General features: G+C 65.2%; 19 protein-coding genes. 8 read left to right on the top strand and 11 right to left on the bottom strand.

Translation table 11 applies throughout. The features are described 5' to 3' along the window. Positions 1 to 186 precede the first annotated feature (186 nt). From ACSQ3O_RS09500 to ACSQ3O_RS09475, 6 genes are all read right to left on the bottom strand, one after another. A complete protein-coding gene (locus tag ACSQ3O_RS09500; protein WP_436138659.1) occupies positions 187 to 1,167 on the bottom strand; it encodes a substrate-binding domain-containing protein in 981 nt (326 codons plus the stop codon). A 103-nt stretch (positions 1,168 to 1,270) separates the two neighbouring features. Continuing rightward, positions 1,271 to 2,332, bottom strand: coding sequence for an ABC transporter permease (locus tag ACSQ3O_RS09495; protein WP_171012153.1), 1,062 nt, complete (start codon positions 2,330 to 2,332; stop codon positions 1,271 to 1,273). Further along, the gene (locus tag ACSQ3O_RS09490) at positions 2,313 to 3,803 is read right to left on the bottom strand and encodes a sugar ABC transporter ATP-binding protein (protein ID WP_436138658.1); all 1,491 of its coding nucleotides are present in this window, start codon (positions 3,801 to 3,803) and stop codon (positions 2,313 to 2,315) included. Before ACSQ3O_RS09490 ends, ACSQ3O_RS09495 begins: the two co-directional genes overlap by 20 nt. Further along, entirely contained in the window at positions 3,800 to 5,044 is a 1,245-nt protein-coding gene (locus ACSQ3O_RS09485; RefSeq protein ID WP_436138657.1) for an ROK family protein, read from the bottom strand. Before ACSQ3O_RS09485 ends, ACSQ3O_RS09490 begins: the two co-directional genes overlap by 4 nt. Positions 5,045 to 5,316: 272 nt before the next feature. Continuing rightward, positions 5,317 to 7,038, bottom strand: a complete 1,722-nt coding sequence (locus ACSQ3O_RS09480; RefSeq protein ID WP_436138656.1) for a hypothetical protein — start codon at positions 7,036 to 7,038, stop codon at positions 5,317 to 5,319. 122 nt (positions 7,039 to 7,160) lie between these two features. Beyond that, positions 7,161 to 7,883: a class I SAM-dependent methyltransferase gene (locus tag ACSQ3O_RS09475; RefSeq protein WP_436138655.1), complete on the bottom strand. Its 723-nt coding sequence runs from the start codon at positions 7,881 to 7,883 to the stop codon at positions 7,161 to 7,163. A 254-nt stretch (positions 7,884 to 8,137) separates the two neighbouring features. On the opposite strand from ACSQ3O_RS09475, the gene ACSQ3O_RS09470 reads away from it, so the two are divergent. The 5 genes from ACSQ3O_RS09470 (at position 8,138) to ACSQ3O_RS09450 (ending at position 12,579) form a co-directional block, all read left to right on the top strand. Continuing rightward, positions 8,138 to 8,638 carry an Rrf2 family transcriptional regulator gene (locus ACSQ3O_RS09470; protein ID WP_436138654.1) on the top strand — a complete coding sequence of 167 codons (501 nt, stop codon included), beginning with the start codon at positions 8,138 to 8,140 and terminating at the stop codon, positions 8,636 to 8,638. Beyond that, complete coding sequence (locus tag ACSQ3O_RS09465; protein ID WP_436138653.1) at positions 8,589 to 9,560, top strand: NAD(P)/FAD-dependent oxidoreductase; 972 nt, start codon at positions 8,589 to 8,591, stop codon at positions 9,558 to 9,560. The genes ACSQ3O_RS09470 and ACSQ3O_RS09465 overlap by 50 nt, the downstream gene beginning before the upstream one ends. Before the next feature lie 68 nt (positions 9,561 to 9,628). Further along, positions 9,629 to 10,639, top strand: a complete 1,011-nt coding sequence (locus ACSQ3O_RS09460; RefSeq protein WP_436138652.1) for an endonuclease/exonuclease/phosphatase family protein — start codon at positions 9,629 to 9,631, stop codon at positions 10,637 to 10,639. 146 nt (positions 10,640 to 10,785) lie between these two features. Continuing rightward, the gene (locus ACSQ3O_RS09455; protein ID WP_436138651.1) at positions 10,786 to 11,799 is read left to right on the top strand and encodes an alpha/beta hydrolase family protein; all 1,014 of its coding nucleotides are present in this window, start codon (positions 10,786 to 10,788) and stop codon (positions 11,797 to 11,799) included. A gap of 207 nt (positions 11,800 to 12,006) precedes the next feature. Further along, on the top strand, positions 12,007 to 12,579 hold the full coding sequence (locus ACSQ3O_RS09450; protein WP_436138650.1) for an AAA family ATPase: 573 nt from the start codon (positions 12,007 to 12,009) through the stop codon (positions 12,577 to 12,579). 15 nt (positions 12,580 to 12,594) lie between these two features. Here ACSQ3O_RS09450 and ACSQ3O_RS09445 read toward each other — a convergent pair whose 3' ends face one another. Continuing rightward, positions 12,595 to 13,566: a DMT family transporter gene (locus tag ACSQ3O_RS09445; protein WP_436138649.1), complete on the bottom strand. Its 972-nt coding sequence runs from the start codon at positions 13,564 to 13,566 to the stop codon at positions 12,595 to 12,597. Between the two features lie 89 nt (positions 13,567 to 13,655). Between ACSQ3O_RS09445 and ACSQ3O_RS09440 the strand changes: the two genes are divergently transcribed. Together ACSQ3O_RS09440 and ACSQ3O_RS09435 are read left to right on the top strand one after the other, a co-directional pair. Next, positions 13,656 to 14,522 carry a LysR family transcriptional regulator gene (locus ACSQ3O_RS09440; RefSeq protein ID WP_436138648.1) on the top strand — a complete coding sequence of 289 codons (867 nt, stop codon included), beginning with the start codon at positions 13,656 to 13,658 and terminating at the stop codon, positions 14,520 to 14,522. Positions 14,523 to 14,673: 151 nt separating this feature from the next. Beyond that, the gene (locus ACSQ3O_RS09435; protein ID WP_436138647.1) at positions 14,674 to 15,822 is read left to right on the top strand and encodes a zinc-binding dehydrogenase; all 1,149 of its coding nucleotides are present in this window, start codon (positions 14,674 to 14,676) and stop codon (positions 15,820 to 15,822) included. Between the two features lie 271 nt (positions 15,823 to 16,093). Here ACSQ3O_RS09435 and ACSQ3O_RS09430 read toward each other — a convergent pair whose 3' ends face one another. From ACSQ3O_RS09430 to ACSQ3O_RS09420, 3 genes are read right to left on the bottom strand one after another with little or no spacing between them, the layout of a single operon-like run. After that, entirely contained in the window at positions 16,094 to 16,756 is a 663-nt protein-coding gene (locus tag ACSQ3O_RS09430) for a DsbA family protein (RefSeq protein ID WP_436138646.1), read from the bottom strand. A 3-nt stretch (positions 16,757 to 16,759) separates the two neighbouring features. Next, positions 16,760 to 17,026 carry a hypothetical protein gene (locus ACSQ3O_RS09425; protein WP_436138645.1) on the bottom strand — a complete coding sequence of 89 codons (267 nt, stop codon included), beginning with the start codon at positions 17,024 to 17,026 and terminating at the stop codon, positions 16,760 to 16,762. A 42-nt stretch (positions 17,027 to 17,068) separates the two neighbouring features. Beyond that, positions 17,069 to 17,935 (bottom strand): MBL fold metallo-hydrolase, encoded by an 867-nt coding sequence (locus ACSQ3O_RS09420; protein ID WP_436138644.1) that lies wholly within the window; start codon positions 17,933 to 17,935, stop codon positions 17,069 to 17,071. Between the two features lie 125 nt (positions 17,936 to 18,060). Here ACSQ3O_RS09420 and ACSQ3O_RS09415 point away from each other — a divergent pair, with 125 nt between their 5' ends. Further along, positions 18,061 to 18,954, top strand: a complete 894-nt coding sequence (locus tag ACSQ3O_RS09415; protein WP_436138643.1) for a LysR family transcriptional regulator — start codon at positions 18,061 to 18,063, stop codon at positions 18,952 to 18,954. 270 nt (positions 18,955 to 19,224) lie between these two features. On the opposite strand, the gene ACSQ3O_RS09410 is transcribed toward ACSQ3O_RS09415, so the two are convergent. Next, positions 19,225 to 20,217: a Bug family tripartite tricarboxylate transporter substrate binding protein gene (locus tag ACSQ3O_RS09410; protein ID WP_436138642.1), complete on the bottom strand. Its 993-nt coding sequence runs from the start codon at positions 20,215 to 20,217 to the stop codon at positions 19,225 to 19,227. Between the last annotated feature and the right edge of the window lie 29 nt (positions 20,218 to 20,246).

Genomic DNA, 20,246 nt, shown 5'->3' with positions numbered 1-20,246 from the left:
TCACCTGGTGGGAGAGGGCCGGGGAGAGGGGGGGAAACAGGCGCGGCGCGGGTGCAGCCCCCTCTCCCCCACCCTCTCCCGCGAGGGGAGAGGGAGTCAATCCCCGGCGCCGCTGCGGGTGCACGGGCTGATGTCCTCATCCGAGCAGTGTTCCCCATCAGGCAAATCAGGCTACTGTTTCCGCCATCAGAAAGGCGAGTCAGGGAAGTAGAAGTCCTTTGCCGTTTCCTTGGTGATCAGCACCGACGGAATGATGGTGTTGGCGGGCAGCTTCTCGCCCTTGATGCGCGCCTCGGCCGTGAGCTTGATCGAGTCGTAGATGAACTTGGGGCTGTACGACACGTTGGCCTGGATCAGCGGGTTGCTGCCGTCCATCAGCGTCTTGATCATGCCCTTGGCACCCGCGCCGCCAAACACCAGCTTGATGTCCTTGCGCTTGGCCTGCTCGATGGCCTTGAGCACGCCCACGGCCATGTCATCGTCGGCGGCCCACACGGCGTCGATCTGCGGGAAGCGGGTCAGGTAGTCCTGCATCACCTTGAAGGCATCGTCGCGGTTCCAGTTGGCGTATTTGGCGTCCAGCAGCTTGATGCCGGGGTGGTTCTTCAGCACGCTGTTGAACGCGTCCATGCGCTCGTTGTCCAGCGTGGTTGCAATGCCGCGCATGGCCACCACGTTGCCCTTGCCGCCCAGCGCCTTGGCGATGTACTCGCCAGGAATCTTGCCGAACGCGGTGTTGTCACCCGCCACATACGCGTCCTGCGCGCTGGTGTCGGTGAGGCCCCGGTCCACCACCGTCACGTACACGCCCTTGGCCTTGACCTGCGCCACGGGCTTGGTCAGCGCGGCCGATTCAAACGGGAAGATGACCAACGCGTTGATCTTGTTCACCGTCACCAAGTCTTGCAGCTGGTTGGCCTGCTCGGGCGCGCCGCCTGCGGTCTTCACGATCACCTGCAGGCCGGGGTGGGCCTTCTCCAGATCCTTCTTGGCCTGGTTGGCCCAGTACACGATGCCGCCCGTGAAGCCGTGCGTGGCCGAGGGGATGGCCACGCCCACCACCGTCTTGTTGGCCTGCGCCATCGCGGGGGCGGCCAATGCGAGCGCGGCTGCGCCCACGGCCGACAGGGCCAGGCGGCGGGTGAAGGAAGAAAGTTGGCTGTTCATGCGTTGTCTCCTGTTGCTGTTGCTTTGCTGAAAAATGGCCATGGAAGCTGGCCGGCTGGGGAACACGAAAGTCAAACGACCTACCGAGAAACCGAAACCCTCATCACCGCTTTCCGCGCTGCATGAACGCCACCGCGATGATCACGAAGCCCTGCACCGCCGCATTCAGGTACACGCTGATGATGCTGGTGAGGTTGAGGATGTTGCTGATGACCGACAGCAGGATGGCGCCCACCACCGTGCCGGTGATGCTGCCCGCCCCGCCCTTCAACACGGTGCCGCCCACGATGACCGCGGCAATCGCCTCCAGCTCCCACAGCAGGCCCGTGGTGGGCGATGCGGAGCCCAGGCGCGGCACATACAGCAGCGTGGCAATGCCCACGCACACCCCGAGCAGCATGTAGGTGAGGATCTTGATCTTGTGCACGTCCACCGCGGCGTACTGCGCCACCTGCTCGTTGGAGCCGATGGCCTGCACATAGCGGCCATAGGCCGTGCGGTTCAGGATGACGCCGCCGACAACCGCCACCAGCAGAAAGATCCACACAGGGATGGGCACACCCAGCAGGTTGGCGTAGTACACCGGGCTGTAGATGTCCGACAGATCGTTCTCCAGCGTGATCGCGCCGCCGTTGGAGAAGTACGTGAGGTACGCGCGGAAGATGCCCAGCGTACCCAGCGTGACGATGAAAGGCTCGATGCGCCCCTTGGTGATGAGCAGCCCATGCACCAGCCCGAACACCGCGCCCAGCACCACCGCCAGCAGCATGCCCACCACCACGGCCGCCATGGGGGAGCCCAGAACGGGCGCCATCGCGTTCATGAACAGGATGACCGAGCCCGCGATCAGCGCCGCCATCGACCCCACCGACAGGTCGATGCCGCCCGAGATGATGACGAAGCACATGCCCACCGCGATGATGCCGATGAAGGCCGTGCGCGTGAGCACGTTCATCACGTTGTCGTAGGTGGCGAAGTTGCTGTTGAGCAGCGTGCCCGCAATGCACAACAGCACCAGGCCGATGACCGGGCCCAGGCCATGCAGCTTGCCCCACCAGGCGCTGACGCCGGTGGCTCCCGCCGCAGTGGCTGCGGCATGGCGGCTGCCACCAGCCTGCGGGGCTGCGGCGTTTTCGGCCGGTACGTTAACGGGTGCCTGTGGCATGTGCGATCAACTCCTCTTCGGTCAAATGTGGTTCTTGGAGCGTGGTCTGCAGCCGCCCGGCGCGCATCACCGCCACGCGGTGGCACAGGCCAATCAGCTCCATCAGTTCGGAAGAAATCACCACCACCGCCAGGCCCTGCTCTGCCAGGCGCTGCACCAGGTGGTAAATCTCGCGCTTGGCGCCCACGTCCACGCCGCGCGTGGGCTCGTCCAGCACGACCACGCTGGGGCCGGGGTGCAGCACCTTGGCCAGCGCGAGTTTTTGCTGGTTGCCCCCCGACAGCGACGACGCGCGCACATCGAGTGAGCCGGTGCGAATGCCGAACTCCTGCACCGCATCGCGCAGCGCGGCCTGTTCGGCCGCCGGGTTAAGCCAGGGCTTGGCATAACGCTCCAGCGCCATCAGCGTCAGATTGGGCCGCAGGCCAAAGTGCACATGCAGGCCTTTGCCTTTGCGGTCTTCGCTCAGATACGTCAGGCCATGGCGCGCCGCATCTCGCGGGCTTTTGAGCTGCACGGGTTGGCCTGCAACCTCCACCGTGCCCGCCGTGCGCGGGCGCAGGCCCAGCAGGCCTTCAAACAGCTCGGTGCGCCCGGCGCCCACCAGCCCGGCAAAGCCCAGAATCTCGCCGCGCCGCACTTCAAAGCCAATGTCCTCGGCCCAGCCCGGCACCGTGAGGCCGCGCACCTGGATGGCCGGTGCTCCACCCTCCGGCGCAGGCAGCTTGGGCGGGAACAAATCCGCCAGCTCGCGCCCCACCATCAGGTTGGCCATCTGCCGCCGCGTCACGCTGGCCGTGGGCTCGCGCGCCACCAACAGGCCGTCGCGCATCACCACCACCTCGTCGGTGGTGCGCTCCACTTCATCGAGCTTGTGCGATATGTAGATGATGGTCACGCCCGCCGCCTTCAGCCCGGCCATCAGCGCAAACAGGCGCTCCGTCTCGCCGGGCGTCAGCGTGGCGGTGGGCTCGTCCATGATGAGCAGGCGCGCATTGCGGGCCAGCGCGCGGGCAATCTCCACCAGCTGCTTTTCGGCCACGATGAGCTTGCGCACCCGCGTGTCCGGGTCCAGCGGCAGGCCCACTTTGGCAAGCGCCTCGCGCGTCTTCTCGCGCATCGCCGTGTCATCCAGAAAGAGCCCACGCTTGATCTCATGGCCCAAAAAGATGTTCTGCGCAATCGTCAGGTCGTCCGCCAGGTTGAACTCCTGGTGGATCAGCACAATGCCCTGCGCCTCGGCCGCGCGCGATCCGCCACCCGGGGCGCGCACGGCACCGTCCACCACCACCTCTCCGGTGGTGGGGCTCTCGTACCCCGCCAGAATCTTCATCAGCGTGGACTTGCCCGCGCCGTTCTCGCCCAGCAGGCCATAGACGCGGCCCGGCTGCAGCGCAAAGTCCACCCCGTGCAACACGCGGACCGGGCCAAACTCTTTGGTGACGTTGCGGAAGGCGACGGCAACGCTCATCGCACAGCCCCCGCACCAGCGCCTATGCCCACACCCGCCACCGAGCCCGCGCGCGACAGGCTCTCCTGCATCGCCAGCACGCCCGCGCCCACCACACCCGCATCGTCGGCCAGCGGCGCATATTGAATCTCCAAATGCCGCGTAGAAAGCGCCAACGAGCGGTGGTACACACTCTGCCGCACCGACGCGAGGAACAGCGGCCCCATGTCCGTCACCCGCCCCGCAATGAACACATGCGACGGGTTAAAGAAGTTGACGATGGACGCCAGCATCTGCCCCACCAGGCTGCCCGCGCGCTGGATGATGGCGTTGGCCGCCACATCGCCCGTGCGGCTGGCCTGGGCCACGTCTTCAATCGTCAGCGTGCCCGTGCTTTGCAGCCGCTCGGCCAGCAGCGCACTTTCGCCACGCTGCGCGGCCTCAGTGGCCATGCGCGCCATGGCGGGCGCCGCCGCCATCGCCTCGACACAGCCCTGGTTGCCGCAGTGGCAACGCGGCCCGTGCTGGTCCACACAGATGTGGCCCACATCGCCCGCCGAGCCATTGGCGCCCCGGTACACCTGCCCGTGGCACACGATGCCGCAGCCAATGCCCGTGCCCACCTTGATGACCAAGAAGTTGGGCAGATTGCGCTGCAGCCGGTACATCTCGCCCAGCGCCATCAGGTTCACGTCGTTGTCCACAAACACCGGTGCGGCAAATGCCTCGCGCAGGTAGTCGCGGATCGAAAAGCCGTCCCAGTCGGGCATCAGCGGCGGGTTGACGAGTTGCCCGCTTTCAAAATCCACCGGCCCCGGCACGCCCATGCCGATAGCAATCACCTGGTTGGGGGCCAGCCCACAGCGCGCCAGCAGCTCGCGCATCAGCCCCCGCACCCGCGCCAGGATCACGCCCGGCCCCTGGCGCACATCGATGGGCTCGCGGTGCCGCGCCAGCACCGTCATGTCGGGGCGCATCACCGCAATCTGCATGCTGGTGGCGCCCAGGTCGGCGCCAATCACCACGCCCAGGGTTTCGCTGAGGCGAAGGGTTTCGGCCCGCCGGCCGCCAGAGGATTCCTGCAGGCCCACCTCGTCGAGCAGGCCTTCATCCAGCAACGCCGCCACCATGGCGTTGGCCTTGCTCTTGGAATAGGCCAGGCGCTGCGCCAGCGCATTGCGCGACGCGCCGGCGGACCAGAAGATGGTCTGCAAGACGCTCAGGTCTTCGGCGCCGCAGTGACTCCAGCGGGTGGATGGCAAGGCTTGTCTCCTGTCATGTTTTTGTGCGGCACCTCATGGGGGTGGGTGCTTGACAGGGATGCTATGCGGTCTACTTTGGCCGGGCAAGACTGAACTTTGACCTAATTCAGTCCAAACAGATTGTGCGGATTTACTCAGATTTTCGAGTGCGCTTTAATGATGTGTTTCAACACACGGCGTTGGCCTAGCGAGTTGCTACTTTTGCACGCTCAGCGATGCGTATGGTGCGCAAAAATATTGAACGTGAGTCGCCTCATTTTGAGCGCGAAAAATCAAGTACCAGTTGAATCACCAGAAGGTGAAGTTGGCGATACATCAGTTGGAAGGAAGCGCCTGACGCGCAGTGCCGCAATGGGATCGGTCGCAGCGAATGCAGCCAACCACGCGACAGTTTTCTCGTGCACCTTCCTTTCCTCCACACTTTCACCTCTTTCTCCAAACTTGAGGAGTGTGGTAAGCCTGCGCACGAACAGCCTGTTGTCTTTAGCACCGGTAAGCAGCAGCGCAATAGCGTCGAAGTTTGCTTCAGCAATATGCGTGAGATCCTTTGGACTCCAACCGCTGTGAAAATCGATTGCATCAAGCGTTTTCTCAAGGTCGATCGGTGCTTTGAGGCGGGCAACCTCCGCCTCAAGCGCGGATTTGAAGGTTGCGTCGTACTTTTCGCCGAAGTGCTCGCTCGGGGTCAGAGATGATGGGCGACCTTGATTCGCGGCAATAAACTGATTCAAAAGTTCCTCAGCCGCGTCTATCCTTCCAAGATCCCGCAACACTTCGTACACATAATAAATCTCGGTTGCATTAATAAATTTCAGCGAAGCATCGGTTGCTCTCAATAATTTTTCAAGCGCTGCATGACTATCATCGACACCCCACCAAAATTCCCGCAACGCATCGTTAAATGTTTCTTTAAGGCCGCCGGCTTCAATTTGACGAGATAGTTCTTCGGAGAGACTTCGAATCGCCGTTTCCTGAAAAAACCCAGACGTTATGCCCGCATGTACTTCCCTATCGAGTTGACTTGTATGTCCGTATCCATAACCTTCAATCAAATTATCCCAATCTGACTCTTGTTTTTCCCGCTCACTCTGCTCGTCTTCATTTTTCTTATTGAGATACTTTGACCAGTCGGCATCACCATATCCGAGAAGATATTCTATCGTAGGAAATTCTTTCCGAGGAATGAGGTGAGCAACTCCAAAGATTGCCAGTGTATTAATAACGTCGGCAAGTACCTTCGGGTGAAGGCCAACCACCATTTTTTCCAAATCTTCTGCAAGCGCGCCTAGGCGACCGATCACGCGAATGTTTGATACGCCAAGACGGATGAGATTCTCCGAAAGAAATTTGCCCGCTTGGCTAGGTGTCGAGCCGAGTGCAACGGTGCATGCTTCCTCGGGCGTCGGGGCGAAATTTACTACTTCTTCAACAACTTTTTCAAGGTAAGTGGCCAACTCGCCCTTGGCATCAACGTTCAGTTTTTGCTGATTTGAGATCAGGAGAACTCGACAATCTCTTTCCTCCTTTAGAAACGAAGCAAGACCCAATACGTCGGCAATGCGCAAAGTGCAGGGAGCGCGTTCAATATCATCAATACAAATGACAGCTTTTCGCACCATCGCAAACGAGAGCTCTTGAGCCAACCCCTCAAGTTTTCCGAGATAAGGAATCACTGGCAATATTTTTATTATCTGCATCGGTTTCAAACCAATGGCTCCGCCTTCAAGCTCATCTGCCACCGAACCGCGACCCGGAAGCTTTACAGCAGAAATAACTTCCTCCGCAATACGCTTCCTCACTTCCGCCAGCGACGTGAGACCGAAGAGCGAGACGTAGGCATATCGAGGGCTTACTCCCTTTTTGCTCGCTCTGTCGAGCGCTTGCTTCCACTGGTGTGTCTTACCAGAGCCCCAATCACCCGTGAGCAATGCGACTTTCGGCGTTTGCACGGCGAGTAGCTTGTCAAGACGATTTTGAACAATTTCTAGCGTCAAGGTTTTCTCCCTTTTGATAGAGCCATCTTAAATCCGACGGGCAAAAACTACGGTCTAAACTGAAGCCGTCCCGGCAACAGCCCCTCAGAGGGCCGTTGCTGGCAAATACTGAAGATAGCCGCTCAATCACATGCGACCCACCCCCTGAACGCAAACCCCATATAAAACATCCGTACATCGCCAAACCCCGCCTCGCGCAAAACCGACTCATCCTCCTCCGGCGTCAGCACCGCCAGCTCCGCAGCCACCTTGTCCCGCGCCCGGGCCGCATGCTCCGGCGCCACGCCGGACGCCACTTGAAACGCGGCATAGCGCGACAGCCACAGATCGCGCTCCCCTGGCCCGCCCTCTCCGCCAGCGCCTGCACCATCCGCCACGCTCAGATGCACCGCGACGAACGGCGCTCCGGGCTTCAACCGCCGCCGGATCTCCGAGGCCATGGGCACGCGCTCCTCGCGCGGCACAAAGTGAAAAGTCAGCAGGCACGTAGCGCCGTCAAACGGCCCGGCCGGTGCGCTCTGCGCATAGCCGTGATGCAGCGCCACGCGGTCACCGGGCACACCCGCGCTTTGCAGCCGCTGCGCCGCTAGGTCCAGCATGGGCTGGCTGGGGTCCACGCCGTCAAAACGCCAGCCGGAGTGCACCAGCGCCATGTCTTCCAGCTCCAGCCCGCCGCCTGCGCCCACCACCAGCACACGGCCGTTGGCGGGCACGCGCTCGGCCAGCAGGATGCGGACCATGGGCAGCAGGCTGTCGTAACCGGGCACGTTGCGGCGCGGGCCTTCGGCGTAGCGGGCGACAGCGGCGGGGTCGGTGAAGGGGGATGGGGTGTGGGGTTGGGTCATGGGGTGGTGGCTGGTGGGCGGGCCGGCGGTGTTGCCGGGCGGGGTTGGGCTGATGCGCCGGGCGGTGGCGGGGTGCCAATGCGGGGTTGGGGATGGCAGGGGTGTTGACCTTGCATTTTTGGCATCAAATTGGCCGCTACCGCCTGTCCATACTGTCTTTATAGCTATCTATTCAATAGCAAACTACCTACGCAGCAGACGCCACAGGCACGCTTGGCAGCGCCATGCTACCATCACGCAACTTTGAATGTTGCATGAAACGAGATAGCCGACTTTCCAACGTTCTCCACGCGCTGCTGCACATGGCAGAGATGGAGGGGCCCGCCACGTCTGAGGCGATGGCGCAGGCCATGCAGACCAACCCGGTGGTGGTGCGCCGCCTGATGGCGGGGCTGCGCTACGCGGGCTTTGTCACATCGGCCAAGGGGCATGGCGGCGGGTGGGTGCTGTCGTGCCCGCTCACCGACATCACGCTGCGCGACATCTACGAGGCGCTGGGCGCGCCCACGCTGCTGGCGGTGGGCAACAGGGTGGAGAGCCCCGGCTGCATCGTCGAACAAGCGGTGAACCGCGCGCTGACCGACGCCTACCAGGCGGCCGAAGAGGCGCTGCTGGCGCGGCTGGGCGAAGTGACGCTGGCGCTGTTGTCGGCCGAGTTTCATGAACGCATGGTGGCCGGGTGCCACGGGCACAAGGAGATTGAGCATGGCGACGAAAGCAGCAGTGATGACGACGACAACCACCCAGGCGTTTGACGTGATCGTGGTGGGCGGCAGCTTTGCGGGCCTGTCGGCCGCGATGCAGTTGGCGCGCGCCCGGCGGCGGGTGTGTGTGGTGGACGCAGGCCAGCCGCGCAACCGGTTTGCGGCGGCGTCGCACGGTTTCTTCGGGCAAGACGGCGAGCCGCCGCTGGCGATGATCGAACAGGCGCGGCGCAAGCTGGCGGCCTACCCCACGGTGACGTTGCGGCAGGGCACCGCCGTGTCTGCCACGCCGCAGCACATCGCGGGGTCACCCGAGAACGGGTTTGAAGTGGTGCTGGACGATGGCACCACCATGGAGGCGCACAAGCTGGTGCTGGCCTTTGGCGTGCAGGATGGTTTGCCCGAGATTGCAGGCCTGCGCGAGCGCTGGGGCGCATCGGTGCTGCACTGCCCGTATTGCCACGGCTACGAATTTGCAGGCCAGCGGCTGGGCGTGCTGTACCACTCGGCAGGCTCGGCCATGCACGCGCAGCTGATTGCCGACTGGGGCCCGACCACCCTGTTCCTGAACGGCGACACCACGCTGGAGAGCGCCGAGCGCGAGCGGCTGTTGGCGCTGGGCATCACCATCGAGCCCGCACCCATTGCCGCGCTGGAAGGCCCTGGCCAGGTACTGCAGGGTGTGCGGCTGCAAACTACCGGCGGCGGCGATGCGTGTGTGGTGCCGCTGGATGCGCTGTATGTGGCCGCCAGCACCCACCCTGCCAGCCCGCTGGCCGAGCAACTGGGCTGCGCGTTCGACGATGGGCCCATGGGGCCCTACATCCGCACCGATGCCAACAAGATGACCACCGTGCCCGGCGTGTATGCCGCTGGCGACCTGACGCTGATGCGGCACAACGCCACGCTGGCGTCGGCCGAAGGCGTGCTGGCGGGTGTGGGGGCGCATCAGGCGCTGGTGTTTGGGGCGTGAGTAGGGTGGTGCACTGAGACTTGTAGCAGCGCGCGCACAATGCGCGGCTGTTTCCCCAACCAGCCGCCATGCCAGCAAGCCGCTCCCCCGCCTTTCAATTCTTCTGCATCAGAGCGCAATGGCTGGTGTGGCTGTGCGCCCTGGGCGCGCTCACAGCGCCGCTGTCGCGCGTGCTGCCCACCAGCCATTCGCCCTGGCTGCAATGGTTGGTGGAGCTGGCCGCGCATTGGCAGTGGGCCTATGCCACGGTGGGCGCGGTGGCCTCAGCGCCCATCGTGGTGATGGCACTAGTGCTGCGGCAAAGCGCATCGTGGCTGCCCCTGCCTGCGTCGATGATTGCGGGCTCCTTAATATGGCAGCCCGGCCCCCTGCCCACAGCGGCTGCGGCGGCACCCGGCACCACCCACGCGCATGTGCTGAAGGTGGGCACCGCCAACCTGAACCTGGCCACCACCGACTTCGCACCGCTGCAGCAGTGGCTGGCGTCTGTCGATGCGCCCGATGTGGTGTTCTTGCAAGAGTTCACCGAGCTGGCCCAGCGCGCGCTGGCCGATGACCCCGCCCTTGCCGCGCGCTACCCGCACCGCCTGGCCGTGCCGCAGCCCGATCCGTTTGGCCTGGCGATTCTGTCGCGCCACCCGCTGGCTGATACACAAGTGATGCAGCCCCGCACCGACCATGACACCCTGCGCCTGCGCGCGACGATGACGTGGAGCGGCCGGCCCGTACAACTGAGCGCGCTGCACCCCATGCCCCCGATCAGCAGCGCCTTTGCCCAGGCACGTGACCGTGCACTGCAAGACGAGACCCAACATCTGGCACAGACCAGTGGTCTGAGCGTAATGGCGGGTGACCTGAACACCACGCCCTGGGCGCGCGGCTTGTGGGGCGCCGAGCAAGCGCAGATGCGCCGCGCAGGCCTTGCCGTGCCGACCTGGCCCAACGCCTGGGGCGGGCTGTCGGTGCTGCCGCTGGACCATGTGCTGGCCTCGCCGGGGTGGCAGCTGGTGGATGCACACACGGGGCCTGACCTGGGTTCGGACCATCGGCCGATGGTGGTGCGGCTGGTGGCGCAGTAGCCGCAAGGGGCACGCAGCCATCGGCTTTCCAGCCTCGGCCCTGCGCTGCCGGCAAGGTCGCAAGATCAGCAAAGTCGCATCCCGCAAGCTGCGGCACACTCGGCGGACAGTGCGTCACTAATCCCCATCCGCGCCAACACATCGCCATGCCCATTTCGTCCCTGCTTCGTTACCGCCCTCGTTCACGCCCAGACATTCGTTGGCTGTCGGCCGCTGCGCTCTGCGGCGCCGCCACCTTGGCCCAGGCGGCGGGCTTTACTTTCATCGAGGTGCCTGCCGACAAGGACGGGCCCGCGCTGCGCGGCGCCGTGTGGTCGCCCTGCAGCACGCCAGCGGGCCGCATCGACCTCGCGCCGTTGGTGCTGCAAGGCACGCGCGACTGCCCCGTGGCTGGCCAGGGCTTGCCGCTGGTGGTGGTGTCGCACGGCGCGGGTGGGTCGGCCCTGGGGCACCACGACACGGCGGCGGCGCTGGCCGATGCAGGCTATGTGGTGGCCGCCATCAACCACCCTGGCGACAACTTTCAGGACATGAGCCGCCAGGGCCACCTGTCTGCCTTTGCCACGCGGCCAGTGGACATGCGGCGGCTGACGGACTACATGCTGGGCGCCTGGCCCCAGCGCGCGCAGCTGGACGCGGGCAAGGTGGGCTTTTTTGGCTATTCGCGCGGCGGCTACACGGGGCTGGTGGCCATCGGTGCCAAGCCAGACTGGACGCTGCGCCCAGACCTGTGCCCGCCACTGTCCATGCGGCCCCTGTGTGGCGATATACGGCGCAATGAGATTCCCGCCACGCCAGCGCCAGATGCGCGCATCAAGGCGGCGGTCATCGTGGACCCGCTGAGCGTGTTCGACGCCAAGGGGCTGGGGCAGGTCGGTGTGCCGGTGCAGCTATGGGCCTCGGCACTGGGTGGCAGTGGCGTGACGCTGCCAAGCGTGGAGACGCTGCGCCAGAGCCTGCCCCGCGCACCCGACTGGCATGTGGCCGCCAACGCAGAGCACTATGCCTTTCTGGCGCCCTGCCCGCCCGCGCTGGCCGCGGCGGCGCCAGAGATTTGCCGCGATGCGCCGGGGTTTGACCGGGTGGCGTTTCACCAGGGGTTCAATGCGAAGGTGGTGGGGTTCTTCCAGCAACATCTGGCGGCGGGCAAGGCGCTCTGAGCGCAGTTCGGCATTCGCCGCACCGCACGACCGATGGCTTGACGCAGCCCGCAGCAGGCACCTACACTGCCCTCATCGCGCTTGACCTTTTGGGTCGGCGTGAACCGCAAAGCCCTCCACCACCGTCGAGGGCTTTTTTTCGTCCGCCGTATGGAAAGCTCTCTCTGCTTGCAGGGAGGGCTTTTTGCTTTTCTGGAGCCCTTTCTCATGCACACCACGTCAAACCACACAGCCCCCGCAGCCGATGCGCGCACCGCCCCTCGCATTCACCTGGTCATCGGCCCCGTGGGCGCAGGCAAGTCCACCTTTGTCCGCCAATTGGTACAGCAGCACAGCGCCGTGCCGCTGAACCTGGACGACTGGATGGCCACGCTGTTCTCGCCCGACCGGCCGGACCTGCCTGGCGCCGATGTGATGGCCTGGTACATCGCGCGCACTCAGCGCTGCCTCTCGCAGATCTGGAAAACTGCCGAAGCCGTTTTGCACGCTGGCACCGATGTCGTGCTGGAGATTGGCCTCATCCAGCAACTGGAGCGGGATGCGTTCTATACCCGCATGGGGCATTGGGCCGAGGCCATGACGGTGTACGTGCTGGACGCCCCGCGTGAGCTGCGCCGTGCGCGCGTGAACCAGCGCAACGCCGAAAGGGGCGAGACGTTTTCCATGGTGGTGCCGCCTCACATTTTTGAGCTGGCCAGCGACCTGTGGCAACCACCGGGCCAGGCTGAGTGCGAGGCGCACACGGTGGTGTTTGTGCCGCAGGCAGATCAGCCGCTGTGACGGAAGCCGGGCAGATCAGCCCGCGCTGGCGGCAGCCTTGCCCGGCCGCCGCAGCGTCCACAGCGCAGCCGCCATCAGCCCCACGCCCGCCAACTGCACGGGGGTGAGCGTGCGGCCGTACACGGCCCAGTCCACCAGCACGGCGGTGAGCGGGTACACAAACTGCAGCACCGCAATGCGCCCCAGCCCCAGGCGCGCCATGCCGGCAAACAGCACCACATAGGCCAGCCCGGTGTGCAGCACGCCCAGGCCCAGCAGCCAGCCCCAGGCGGCGCCCAGCGGCGGCCAGCCCAGCGCCCAGGGGGCCCACGCCAGCGCCACCGCGCCCACCAGGCACTGCCACAGCGCCATGGCGTAGGGGCTGATGGCTTTTTGTGTGTTGGCGAGCAGCGTGACGCCCGCATAGCAGAGCGAGCCGCCCAGGCACATCAGCACACCGGCCAGGTAGCCTTGGCTGCTGTTGCTTGCGGCGGCGGCAGCGGCGGCTGCGCCGTCGAGCAGCCCGGTGGTCAGCACCAGGCCCGCCAGCGCAGCCAGGGTGGCCAGCCACTGGATGGGCGAGATGGCCGCACGCAGAAACACCGCGCCAAACACAATGACCCAGATGGGCTGGATGTGAAAGATGACCGTGGCCACAGCGATGGAGGTGCGCGGGATGGCCGCAAAGAACAGCGCCCAGTTCAGCACCATGAGCACGCCCGAGGCGCAGGCCACCCAGCGGGCGCGGCCGTTCAGTACCAGTTCACGCCCCCGGCCGGTGGCCAGGCACCACGCCAGCAGCGCCATGGCGCCAAAGGCGCAGCGGAACCACACGGTGACCAGCGGGTGCTGGCCCGCCTCTTCCACAAACACACCGATGGTGCCCAGCAGCACGCCACCGGCAATCAGCAGCCACTGGCCGTCGCGCTCGCGGGTGGGGGCATTGGCGGGTTGCGGTGTGCTGGCAAGCGATGGCGATGTGGCGGTGCGGGATGGGGAGTGGTTCATGCGGCCGATGCTCCGGTTTTCAGGAAACTCTGTAAAACGGATAAATCGAACGGCTACCATTCGATAAACGAATTCAAAGCGAATCGCCTATGAACTACCCGGATTTTCAGATCGACTGGCTGCGCGCCTTTGTGGCGGTGGTAGATGCGGGCTCGCTCTCGGGCGCCGCGCCGCTGGTGCACCGCTCGCAGTCGGCGGTGAGCATGCAGATCAAGAAGCTGGAGACCGCGCTGGGCCGCCCGGTGCTGCTGCGCGGGCCGCGCCACCTGGAGGTGACGCCAGCGGGCGCCGAGCTGCTGTCGTATGCGCGCCGTGTGCTGGACCTGCAGGCCGAGGCGCATGCTGCGCTGTTTGGCCCCCGGCTGGCGGGCCGGGTGCGGCTGGGCGTGCCAGACGACTACGCCAGCGCCTACCTCACGCCGGTGCTGCGCAGCTTTGCGCACCGCTACCAGGGGGTGGAGATTGAGCTGACCTGTGAGCAGTCCACATCGCTGATCCCGCGCATCACGCGGGGCGAGCTGGACCTGGCGCTGGTCTCGCAAGACAAGCCGCAGCGCGGGCGCTTTCTGTTTGACGAACCGCTGGTGTGGGTGGGTTCGCCGCAGTTCGAGGTGTGGCGGCGCGACCCGCTGCCGATTGCGGTGTACGAATCCACCAGCATGGCGCGCCAGGCCACCCTGGCCGCGCTGGGCACGCGCCGGCGCGGCTACCACCTCGTGTACCACAGCCCCAGCCTGGCGGGCCAACTGGCCGCAGTGGAAAGTGGCTTGGCGGTGGCGGTGCTTACGCGCTGCAGTGTGCCGCCCCACCTGCAGATCTTGCAGAACCTGCCTGCCGAGTTTGACCTGCCGCCGCTGGATGCCATGCATGTGGCGGTGCTGCGCAGCAAGGTGTCGCAACGCTCGCCAGCAGTGAATGCGATGTATGAGCAGGTGGTGCGGACGCTGGGGGGTTGAGGGCGCAGGCGCATACAGGCCGACCTGCTGCCGCAAGGCACTTGCGCGACGGTGTTTGCGGCGCGGTCACGTTCTAATGCGTGACACCGGGCCGCGCTGTGGAACCGCTGTGGAACGCCAGGCGCGCCCTCTTTCCTCTCGAAAGGCATTCATGACCAACACCGCCACCATCCCCACCACCGCATTGCAACTGCGCTCCATCGTCACCGCAGACGGCACGCTGCAGATCAGCCTGGAGCCCACGCCCGTGCCCACGCCGGGGCCCGACGAGGTGCTGATCCAGGTGCAGGCTGCGCCCATCAACCCGTCGGACATCGGCCTGCTGCTGGGCCCGGCCGATTTGTCTACCGTGCAGGTGTCTGGCACGGCCGACCGGCCGGTGGCCACGGCGCGCATCCCGGAGCGCGCCATGCCGGGCATGGCAGCACGCCTGGGCCAGAGCATGCCGGTGGGCAACGAGGGCGCGGGCCTGGTGGTGGCCGCTGGTGCATCGCCCGCCGCGCAGGCGCTGCTGGGGCGCACGGTGGCAGTGATTGGCGGTGCCATGTACTCGCAATACCGCGCCATGCCTGCGGCGCAGTGCCTGCCGCTGCCCGAGGGCACGACGGCGGCCGAGGGCGCTTCGTGTTTTGTGAACCCGCTGACGGCGCTGAGCATGGTGGAGACCATGAAGCGCGAAGGCCACACCGCGCTGGTGCACACCGCTGCGGCCAGCAACCTGGGTCAGATGCTGCTCAAGATTTGCCAGAAGGACGGCATTGGCCTGGTCAACATCGTGCGTAAGCCCGAGCAGGCGGCGCTGCTGCGCGGGCTGGGCGCGCAGCATGTGTGCGACAGCAGTGCGCCCACGTTCATGGCCGACCTGACGGACGCACTGGCCGCCACGGGCGCCACCATTGCGTTTGATGCCACGGGCGGCGGCACGCTGGCCGGGCAGATCCTGCAGTGCATGGAGGCCGCCATCAACCGCACCGCCAAGGAGTACAGCCGCTACGGTTCGGCCGTGCACAAACAGGTGTACCTGTACGGCCACCTGGACACGCGCCCGACCGAAGTGCACCGCACCTTTGGCATGGCCTGGGGCATGGGCGGGTGGCTGCTGTTTCCGTTTCTGCAGAAGATTGGCGACGAGGCCGCACAGGCGCTGCGCCAGCGCGTAGTGGCCGAGCTGAAGACCACGTTCGCCAGCCACTATGCGCGCACCGTATCGCTGGCAGGGGCGCTGAGCGCCGAGTCGATTGCCTTCTATGGCCCCCGCAACACCGGGGCCAAGGTGCTGATTGATCCGTCGATGGAGTGAGGCGAAAGCGCGCACCTTCACGCCGCACCGCTCTCCATCACTCTCACCTTTTGGGACTGAGCTTGTCGATGCCCTGCGCGGCGCTTCGACAGGCTCAGCGTGAACGGTTCAAGTTGATTTAAGCCGACTCAATAAGCGTGAACGGCATTTTTTGAATTCACCGCCCTTCGTCCCATACCGTTCCGGCTGAGCCTGTCGAAGCCTCGCGCCGCGCTGGCTCCAACTTAGCGTGAACATTGGGCGGCTTTTGATCGAAGGCAGCGGGTCTCAGTCAGGCCGCAGCCGCAGCGCGCACCAGCGCCACCAGTTGCTCACGCGGCCCCAGCAGCGCATCGCCACCCAGCAGCCGCAGCGCCCCACCCTGCCCCGTGACCACCAGCTGCGGCACGCCACGCGCACCCACGGCGCGCAGCGTGGCCTGGGCGGTGGCGGTGCGTTCGGCGGTGGCGCGCAGCAAGGCGGTGTCTGGCGCCAAGGCCAGGGCGGCGGCTTCTGGCAGGCCCAGGGCGCGCAGCACTTCAGCGATCACAGCAGGATCTGCGTTGTCGCGGCCCTCCACATAGCGGGCGTGCTGCAGGGCGTGCAATGCATCCAGCTCGCGCTCAGGCGCAGTCTGCGCCACAGCAGTGAGGGCCAGCGTGGCGGGGCCGGAGTCAAAACGGCCGCCCTCAGCACCCAGGATGTGGTCGCGGTAGGCCTGTGTGAAGGGCTGGCCGGTGAGCTGCTGGATGCGCTGGTCGTTGGCCCAGGCGTAGGTGGCAAATTGCGCGTCCATGGGCCGCGCGCCTGCGCCTGCGAACAGGCCGGTGGGCGCGAGGGCCACATCAATCCCCGCCACGCCCTGCAGGTGCTGGAGCGCGGGTGCTGCGGCATAGCACCAGCCGCACAGGGGGTCGAACAGGTAGGTCACGGTGACGGTTTGCGTGGAGGGCATGGATCAAGGTCTTTCTTGGGAGGCTGGGCTTTCGGACGCGGCCAGTGCGGCTTCAAACGCCACAATTTCTTCGGCCAGCGTGCCTCGGCTTCGGAAGTGGCGGGCGGCGCGGTCGTACCAGTTTTCGGCGTCTTCCAGGTCGCCCTCTTGCAGGTGCAGGATGCCGTGCAGCCAGGCTGCGAGCATGGAGCCGTCGTGCTGCACCAGATCGTGCGCCGCGTTCCAGCGCCCGGCGTGCAGGTGCTGCAGGACTGGATGGAGCGGGTGCATGGTCACGATCTGGTTCCGTTCAACAACTTGGTTTGATAACCCTTACCACTTCATCTCGCCCTTGTTGACCTTGGCGCCGATGTCCAGCGACAGGCCCATGGGCGCAGCGGGGTAGGCCTTCTTCATCGCATCGATGAGTTCGGCGCTGGTCTTGGTGGCGGCGGCGTTCTTCTCGAACGCTTGCAGGTAGCCCTTGGTGTAGCTGATGTTGGCAGCATCCAGCGCGCCGCCAGCGGGCATGTGGCCGGGCACCACCACGGTGGGCTGCAGGGCGGCCATTTCGTCGAGCTGGGCCACCCAGGCGCTGCGCTCGGCCACGGTCTGCGTGTCGGCCGTCCACACATGGGTGTTGGTGCCAAACACGCCGATGGTGCCGACCACGGCCTTGATGGACGGAATCCACGCATAAGGGCGGTGCGCCAGCAGGCCGGTGGTGCCACGGATCTCCACCGCCTGGCCGTCCACGCTCAGCGTGTTGCCGCCGATGGCCTTGGGCAGCACGGGCGTGCGGGGGGCGTTGGGGCCCATCTTGGGGCCCCAGAACGAGAGCTTGGTAGCGAGCTTGGCATTGATCTTCTCCAGCACGGCGGGCGTGGTCACCACGTCAGCCTTGGGGAAGATTTCTTTCAGCGTCTCGACGCCGAAGTAGTAGTCGGGGTCGGCCTGGCTCACGTAGATGGTTTTCAGCTCTTTGCCGCTGTCGAGCACGTTGGCGGCAATGCGCAGCGCGTCTGCACGGGTGAAGCCGGCGTCGATGACCATGGCCTCTTTCTCGCCATAGACCAGCGTGGAGTTGACGTTGAAGCTGTTGCCGTCGGCGTTGTAGACCTTGACCTGCAGAGGCTGGGCGGCCTGGGCACCGGTGAAGGCAACAGCAAGGGTGGCGGCGATAAGGGTGGTGCGGAACATGGTGGTTTCTCCAGTGTTTTGAGAGGTTGTGCAGAGGACGGAATGAAGTTTATTTGCACCAATCGATCCAATAAACCCGATAATTCGCGCATATTTGTTTCACCAATCGATCAAATAACCCACCTATGGACCGCCTGACCGCCATGCATGTGTTTGCCGAAGTCGCCACCAGCGGCAGCTTCAGCGCCACGGCCGACAAGCTCGATATGTCGCGTGCCATGGTCACGCGCTATGTGGGCGAGATGGAGCAGTGGCTGCAGGCGCGGCTGCTCCAGCGCACCACCCGCAGCGTGACGCTGACCGACGCGGGCGAACACGCGCTGCGCCGCTGCCAGCAGATGCTGGCGCTCTCGCAAGACCTGGAGGAAGAAACCGCCAGCACCACGGAGGGCGCGCTGCGCGGGCAGTTGCGCATCACCTGCAGCGTGTCGTTTGCTTTCGCGCAGATGGGCGCAGCGATTGCGGACTTTCTGGCGCAGCACCCCCAACTCAAGATCGACCTGGACGCGAGCGAAGGATCATTGAACCTGGTGGAAAAGCGCATCGACCTGGCGATCCGCATCAGCGCCGAGCCCGACCCGTTGCTCATCGGCCGGCCGCTGGCGCGGTGCGATTCGGCGCTGGTGGCATCGCCCGCCTACCTGGCCGCGCACGGCGTGCCGCAGCAACCTGCCGACCTGGCGCAGCACCGCTGCCTGAGCTATGCCAACTTTGGCAAAAGCGTGTGGCAGCTGACGCGCGGCGATGTGGTGGAGCGTGTGGGCGTGAGCGGCCATTTCAGCGCCAACGAGGCCACCACGCTGATGCGCGCCGCGCTGGCGGGCGGTGGCATTGCGATGCAGCCGACGTATCTGGTCAACCCGTATTTGCACAGCGGCGAGCTGCAGGCGGTGTTGCCACAGTGGGACTTGCCGGTGATGACGATCTATGCGCTGTACCCGTCGCGCAGGCACTTGTCGCCTGCGGTACGGGCGTTGCTGGACTTTTTGGTGGAGCGGTTTGCGGGGGTGCCGTGGTGAGGGATGGTCGCCAAGGCTGAATTACTACCAAATTGATAGCTAATAGCGCTTACCCATCAGGCGGTAGAGGCCTATTTGGCTTGATATTCACACCCCTTTGAAAGCGCGCTGAAACTCCCTCTCCCCTGGTGGGAGAGGGTTGGGGAGAGGGGGAAGCATGGGCGCGGCGCTCGGAAGAAGAGCCCCCTCTCCCCCGCCCTCTCCCGCGAGGGGAGAGGGAGTGAACCCGGAGCAGCGCGTGTTACCCGCCGCCGCTACCAGGCCTTCGATTTACTCGGCCTCGATACCGGCCGCCTTGATCACCTTGCCCCACTTCTGGGTTTCGGCGGCCTGGAACTTGGCGAGCTCATCGGGCGTGGTGGTCCAGGCTTCGGAGCCTGCGTTGTCGTAGAAGCTCTTGGCCGCGGCGCTCTTGGTGGCGGCTGTGAGCAGCTCGTTGAGACGCGCCACCACCGGCGCGGGTGTGTTGGCGGGCACGTAGGCCGCAAACCAGTAACCCATGTCGTAGCCCTTCACACCCGCCTCGTCGATGGTGGGCACATCAGGCAGCTGGGTACTGCGCTTTTGCGTTGAATAGCCCAGCGCGCGCAGCTTGCCCGCCTTGACCTGCGGCACGCCGGTGGAGGTGTCGGTGATCATCAAATCGATCTGCCCGCCCAGCAGGTCGGTGATGGCCAGCGGGTTGCTCTTGTAGGGCACATGCAGGATATCCACGCTGGCCAGCTGTTTGAGCATTTCGCCCGCCATGCGGCTCGATGAGCTGCCGCTGCCAAAGCTGAGCTTGCCGGGGTTCTTCTTGGCAAAGGCCAGCAGCTCGCCCACGTTCTTGTACGGCGCACTGGCGTTGACCACCAGCACCTGACCGCCTTTGCCCAAGCCGGTGACGGGGGCAAAGTCCTTCACGGGGTCGTACGAGAGCTTTTTGTACAAGTGCTCGTTGGCGGCGTGCGTGGTGTTGGTGGTGATGAGCACGCTGTAGCCATCGGCCGCCGACTTGGCCACGGCCGACGCGGCGATCATGCCGCTGGCGCCCGCCTTGTTGTCGATGACCACGGGCTGCTTGGTGTCGTTGGTGATGGACTGGCCCAGCGCGCGCGCCAGCTGGTCGGTGGCGCTGCCTGCGGCAAAGGGCACGACGAAGGTGATGGCCTTGACGGGGTAGCCACCGGCCGCCTGGGCCAGCGCAGCGGGGGCGTGCAGTGTGCCGAGCGCCAGCACGGCCACAGTGGCGAGCAGAGCGCGGCGGGGGGATGAATGGGTCATGTTGTCTCCTGGTGTTGGTATGGATGGAA

The organism is Acidovorax sp. LjRoot74 (assembly GCF_964254355.1).
In the GTDB taxonomy this organism is placed as follows: Bacteria; Pseudomonadota; Gammaproteobacteria; order Burkholderiales; family Burkholderiaceae_C; genus Acidovorax.
The sequence above is the reverse complement of the archived record's forward strand: the minus strand, read 5'-3'. Positions and strand labels throughout refer to the sequence as shown.

Bases quoted from the DNA above. Each gene is read 5' to 3' on its own strand.
- ACSQ3O_RS09455 (WP_436138651.1), top strand. From the start codon at position 10,786: ATGCCCATTTCGTCCCTGCTTCGTTACCGCCCTCGTTCACGCCCAGAC.
- ACSQ3O_RS09460 (WP_436138652.1), top strand. From the start codon at position 9,629: ATGCCAGCAAGCCGCTCCCCCGCCTTTCAATTCTTCTGCATCAGAGCG.
- ACSQ3O_RS09430 (WP_436138646.1), bottom strand. From the start codon at position 16,756: ATGCCCTCCACGCAAACCGTCACCGTGACCTACCTGTTCGACCCCCTG.
- ACSQ3O_RS09420 (WP_436138644.1), bottom strand. From the start codon at position 17,935: ATGTTCCGCACCACCCTTATCGCCGCCACCCTTGCTGTTGCCTTCACC.
- ACSQ3O_RS09435 (WP_436138647.1), top strand. From the start codon at position 14,674: ATGACCAACACCGCCACCATCCCCACCACCGCATTGCAACTGCGCTCC.
- ACSQ3O_RS09470 (WP_436138654.1), top strand. From the start codon at position 8,138: ATGAAACGAGATAGCCGACTTTCCAACGTTCTCCACGCGCTGCTGCAC.
- ACSQ3O_RS09445 (WP_436138649.1), bottom strand. From the start codon at position 13,566: ATGAACCACTCCCCATCCCGCACCGCCACATCGCCATCGCTTGCCAGC.
- ACSQ3O_RS09490 (WP_436138658.1), bottom strand. From the start codon at position 3,803: ATGAGCGTTGCCGTCGCCTTCCGCAACGTCACCAAAGAGTTTGGCCCG.
- ACSQ3O_RS09450 (WP_436138650.1), top strand. From the start codon at position 12,007: ATGCACACCACGTCAAACCACACAGCCCCCGCAGCCGATGCGCGCACC.
- ACSQ3O_RS09425 (WP_436138645.1), bottom strand. From the start codon at position 17,026: ATGCACCCGCTCCATCCAGTCCTGCAGCACCTGCACGCCGGGCGCTGG.
- ACSQ3O_RS09500 (WP_436138659.1), bottom strand. From the start codon at position 1,167: ATGAACAGCCAACTTTCTTCCTTCACCCGCCGCCTGGCCCTGTCGGCC.
- ACSQ3O_RS09410 (WP_436138642.1), bottom strand. From the start codon at position 20,217: ATGACCCATTCATCCCCCCGCCGCGCTCTGCTCGCCACTGTGGCCGTG.
- ACSQ3O_RS09475 (WP_436138655.1), bottom strand. From the start codon at position 7,883: ATGACCCAACCCCACACCCCATCCCCCTTCACCGACCCCGCCGCTGTC.
- ACSQ3O_RS09415 (WP_436138643.1), top strand. From the start codon at position 18,061: ATGGACCGCCTGACCGCCATGCATGTGTTTGCCGAAGTCGCCACCAGC.
- ACSQ3O_RS09465 (WP_436138653.1), top strand. From the start codon at position 8,589: ATGGCGACGAAAGCAGCAGTGATGACGACGACAACCACCCAGGCGTTT.
- ACSQ3O_RS09440 (WP_436138648.1), top strand. From the start codon at position 13,656: ATGAACTACCCGGATTTTCAGATCGACTGGCTGCGCGCCTTTGTGGCG.
- ACSQ3O_RS09495 (WP_171012153.1), bottom strand. From the start codon at position 2,332: ATGCCACAGGCACCCGTTAACGTACCGGCCGAAAACGCCGCAGCCCCG.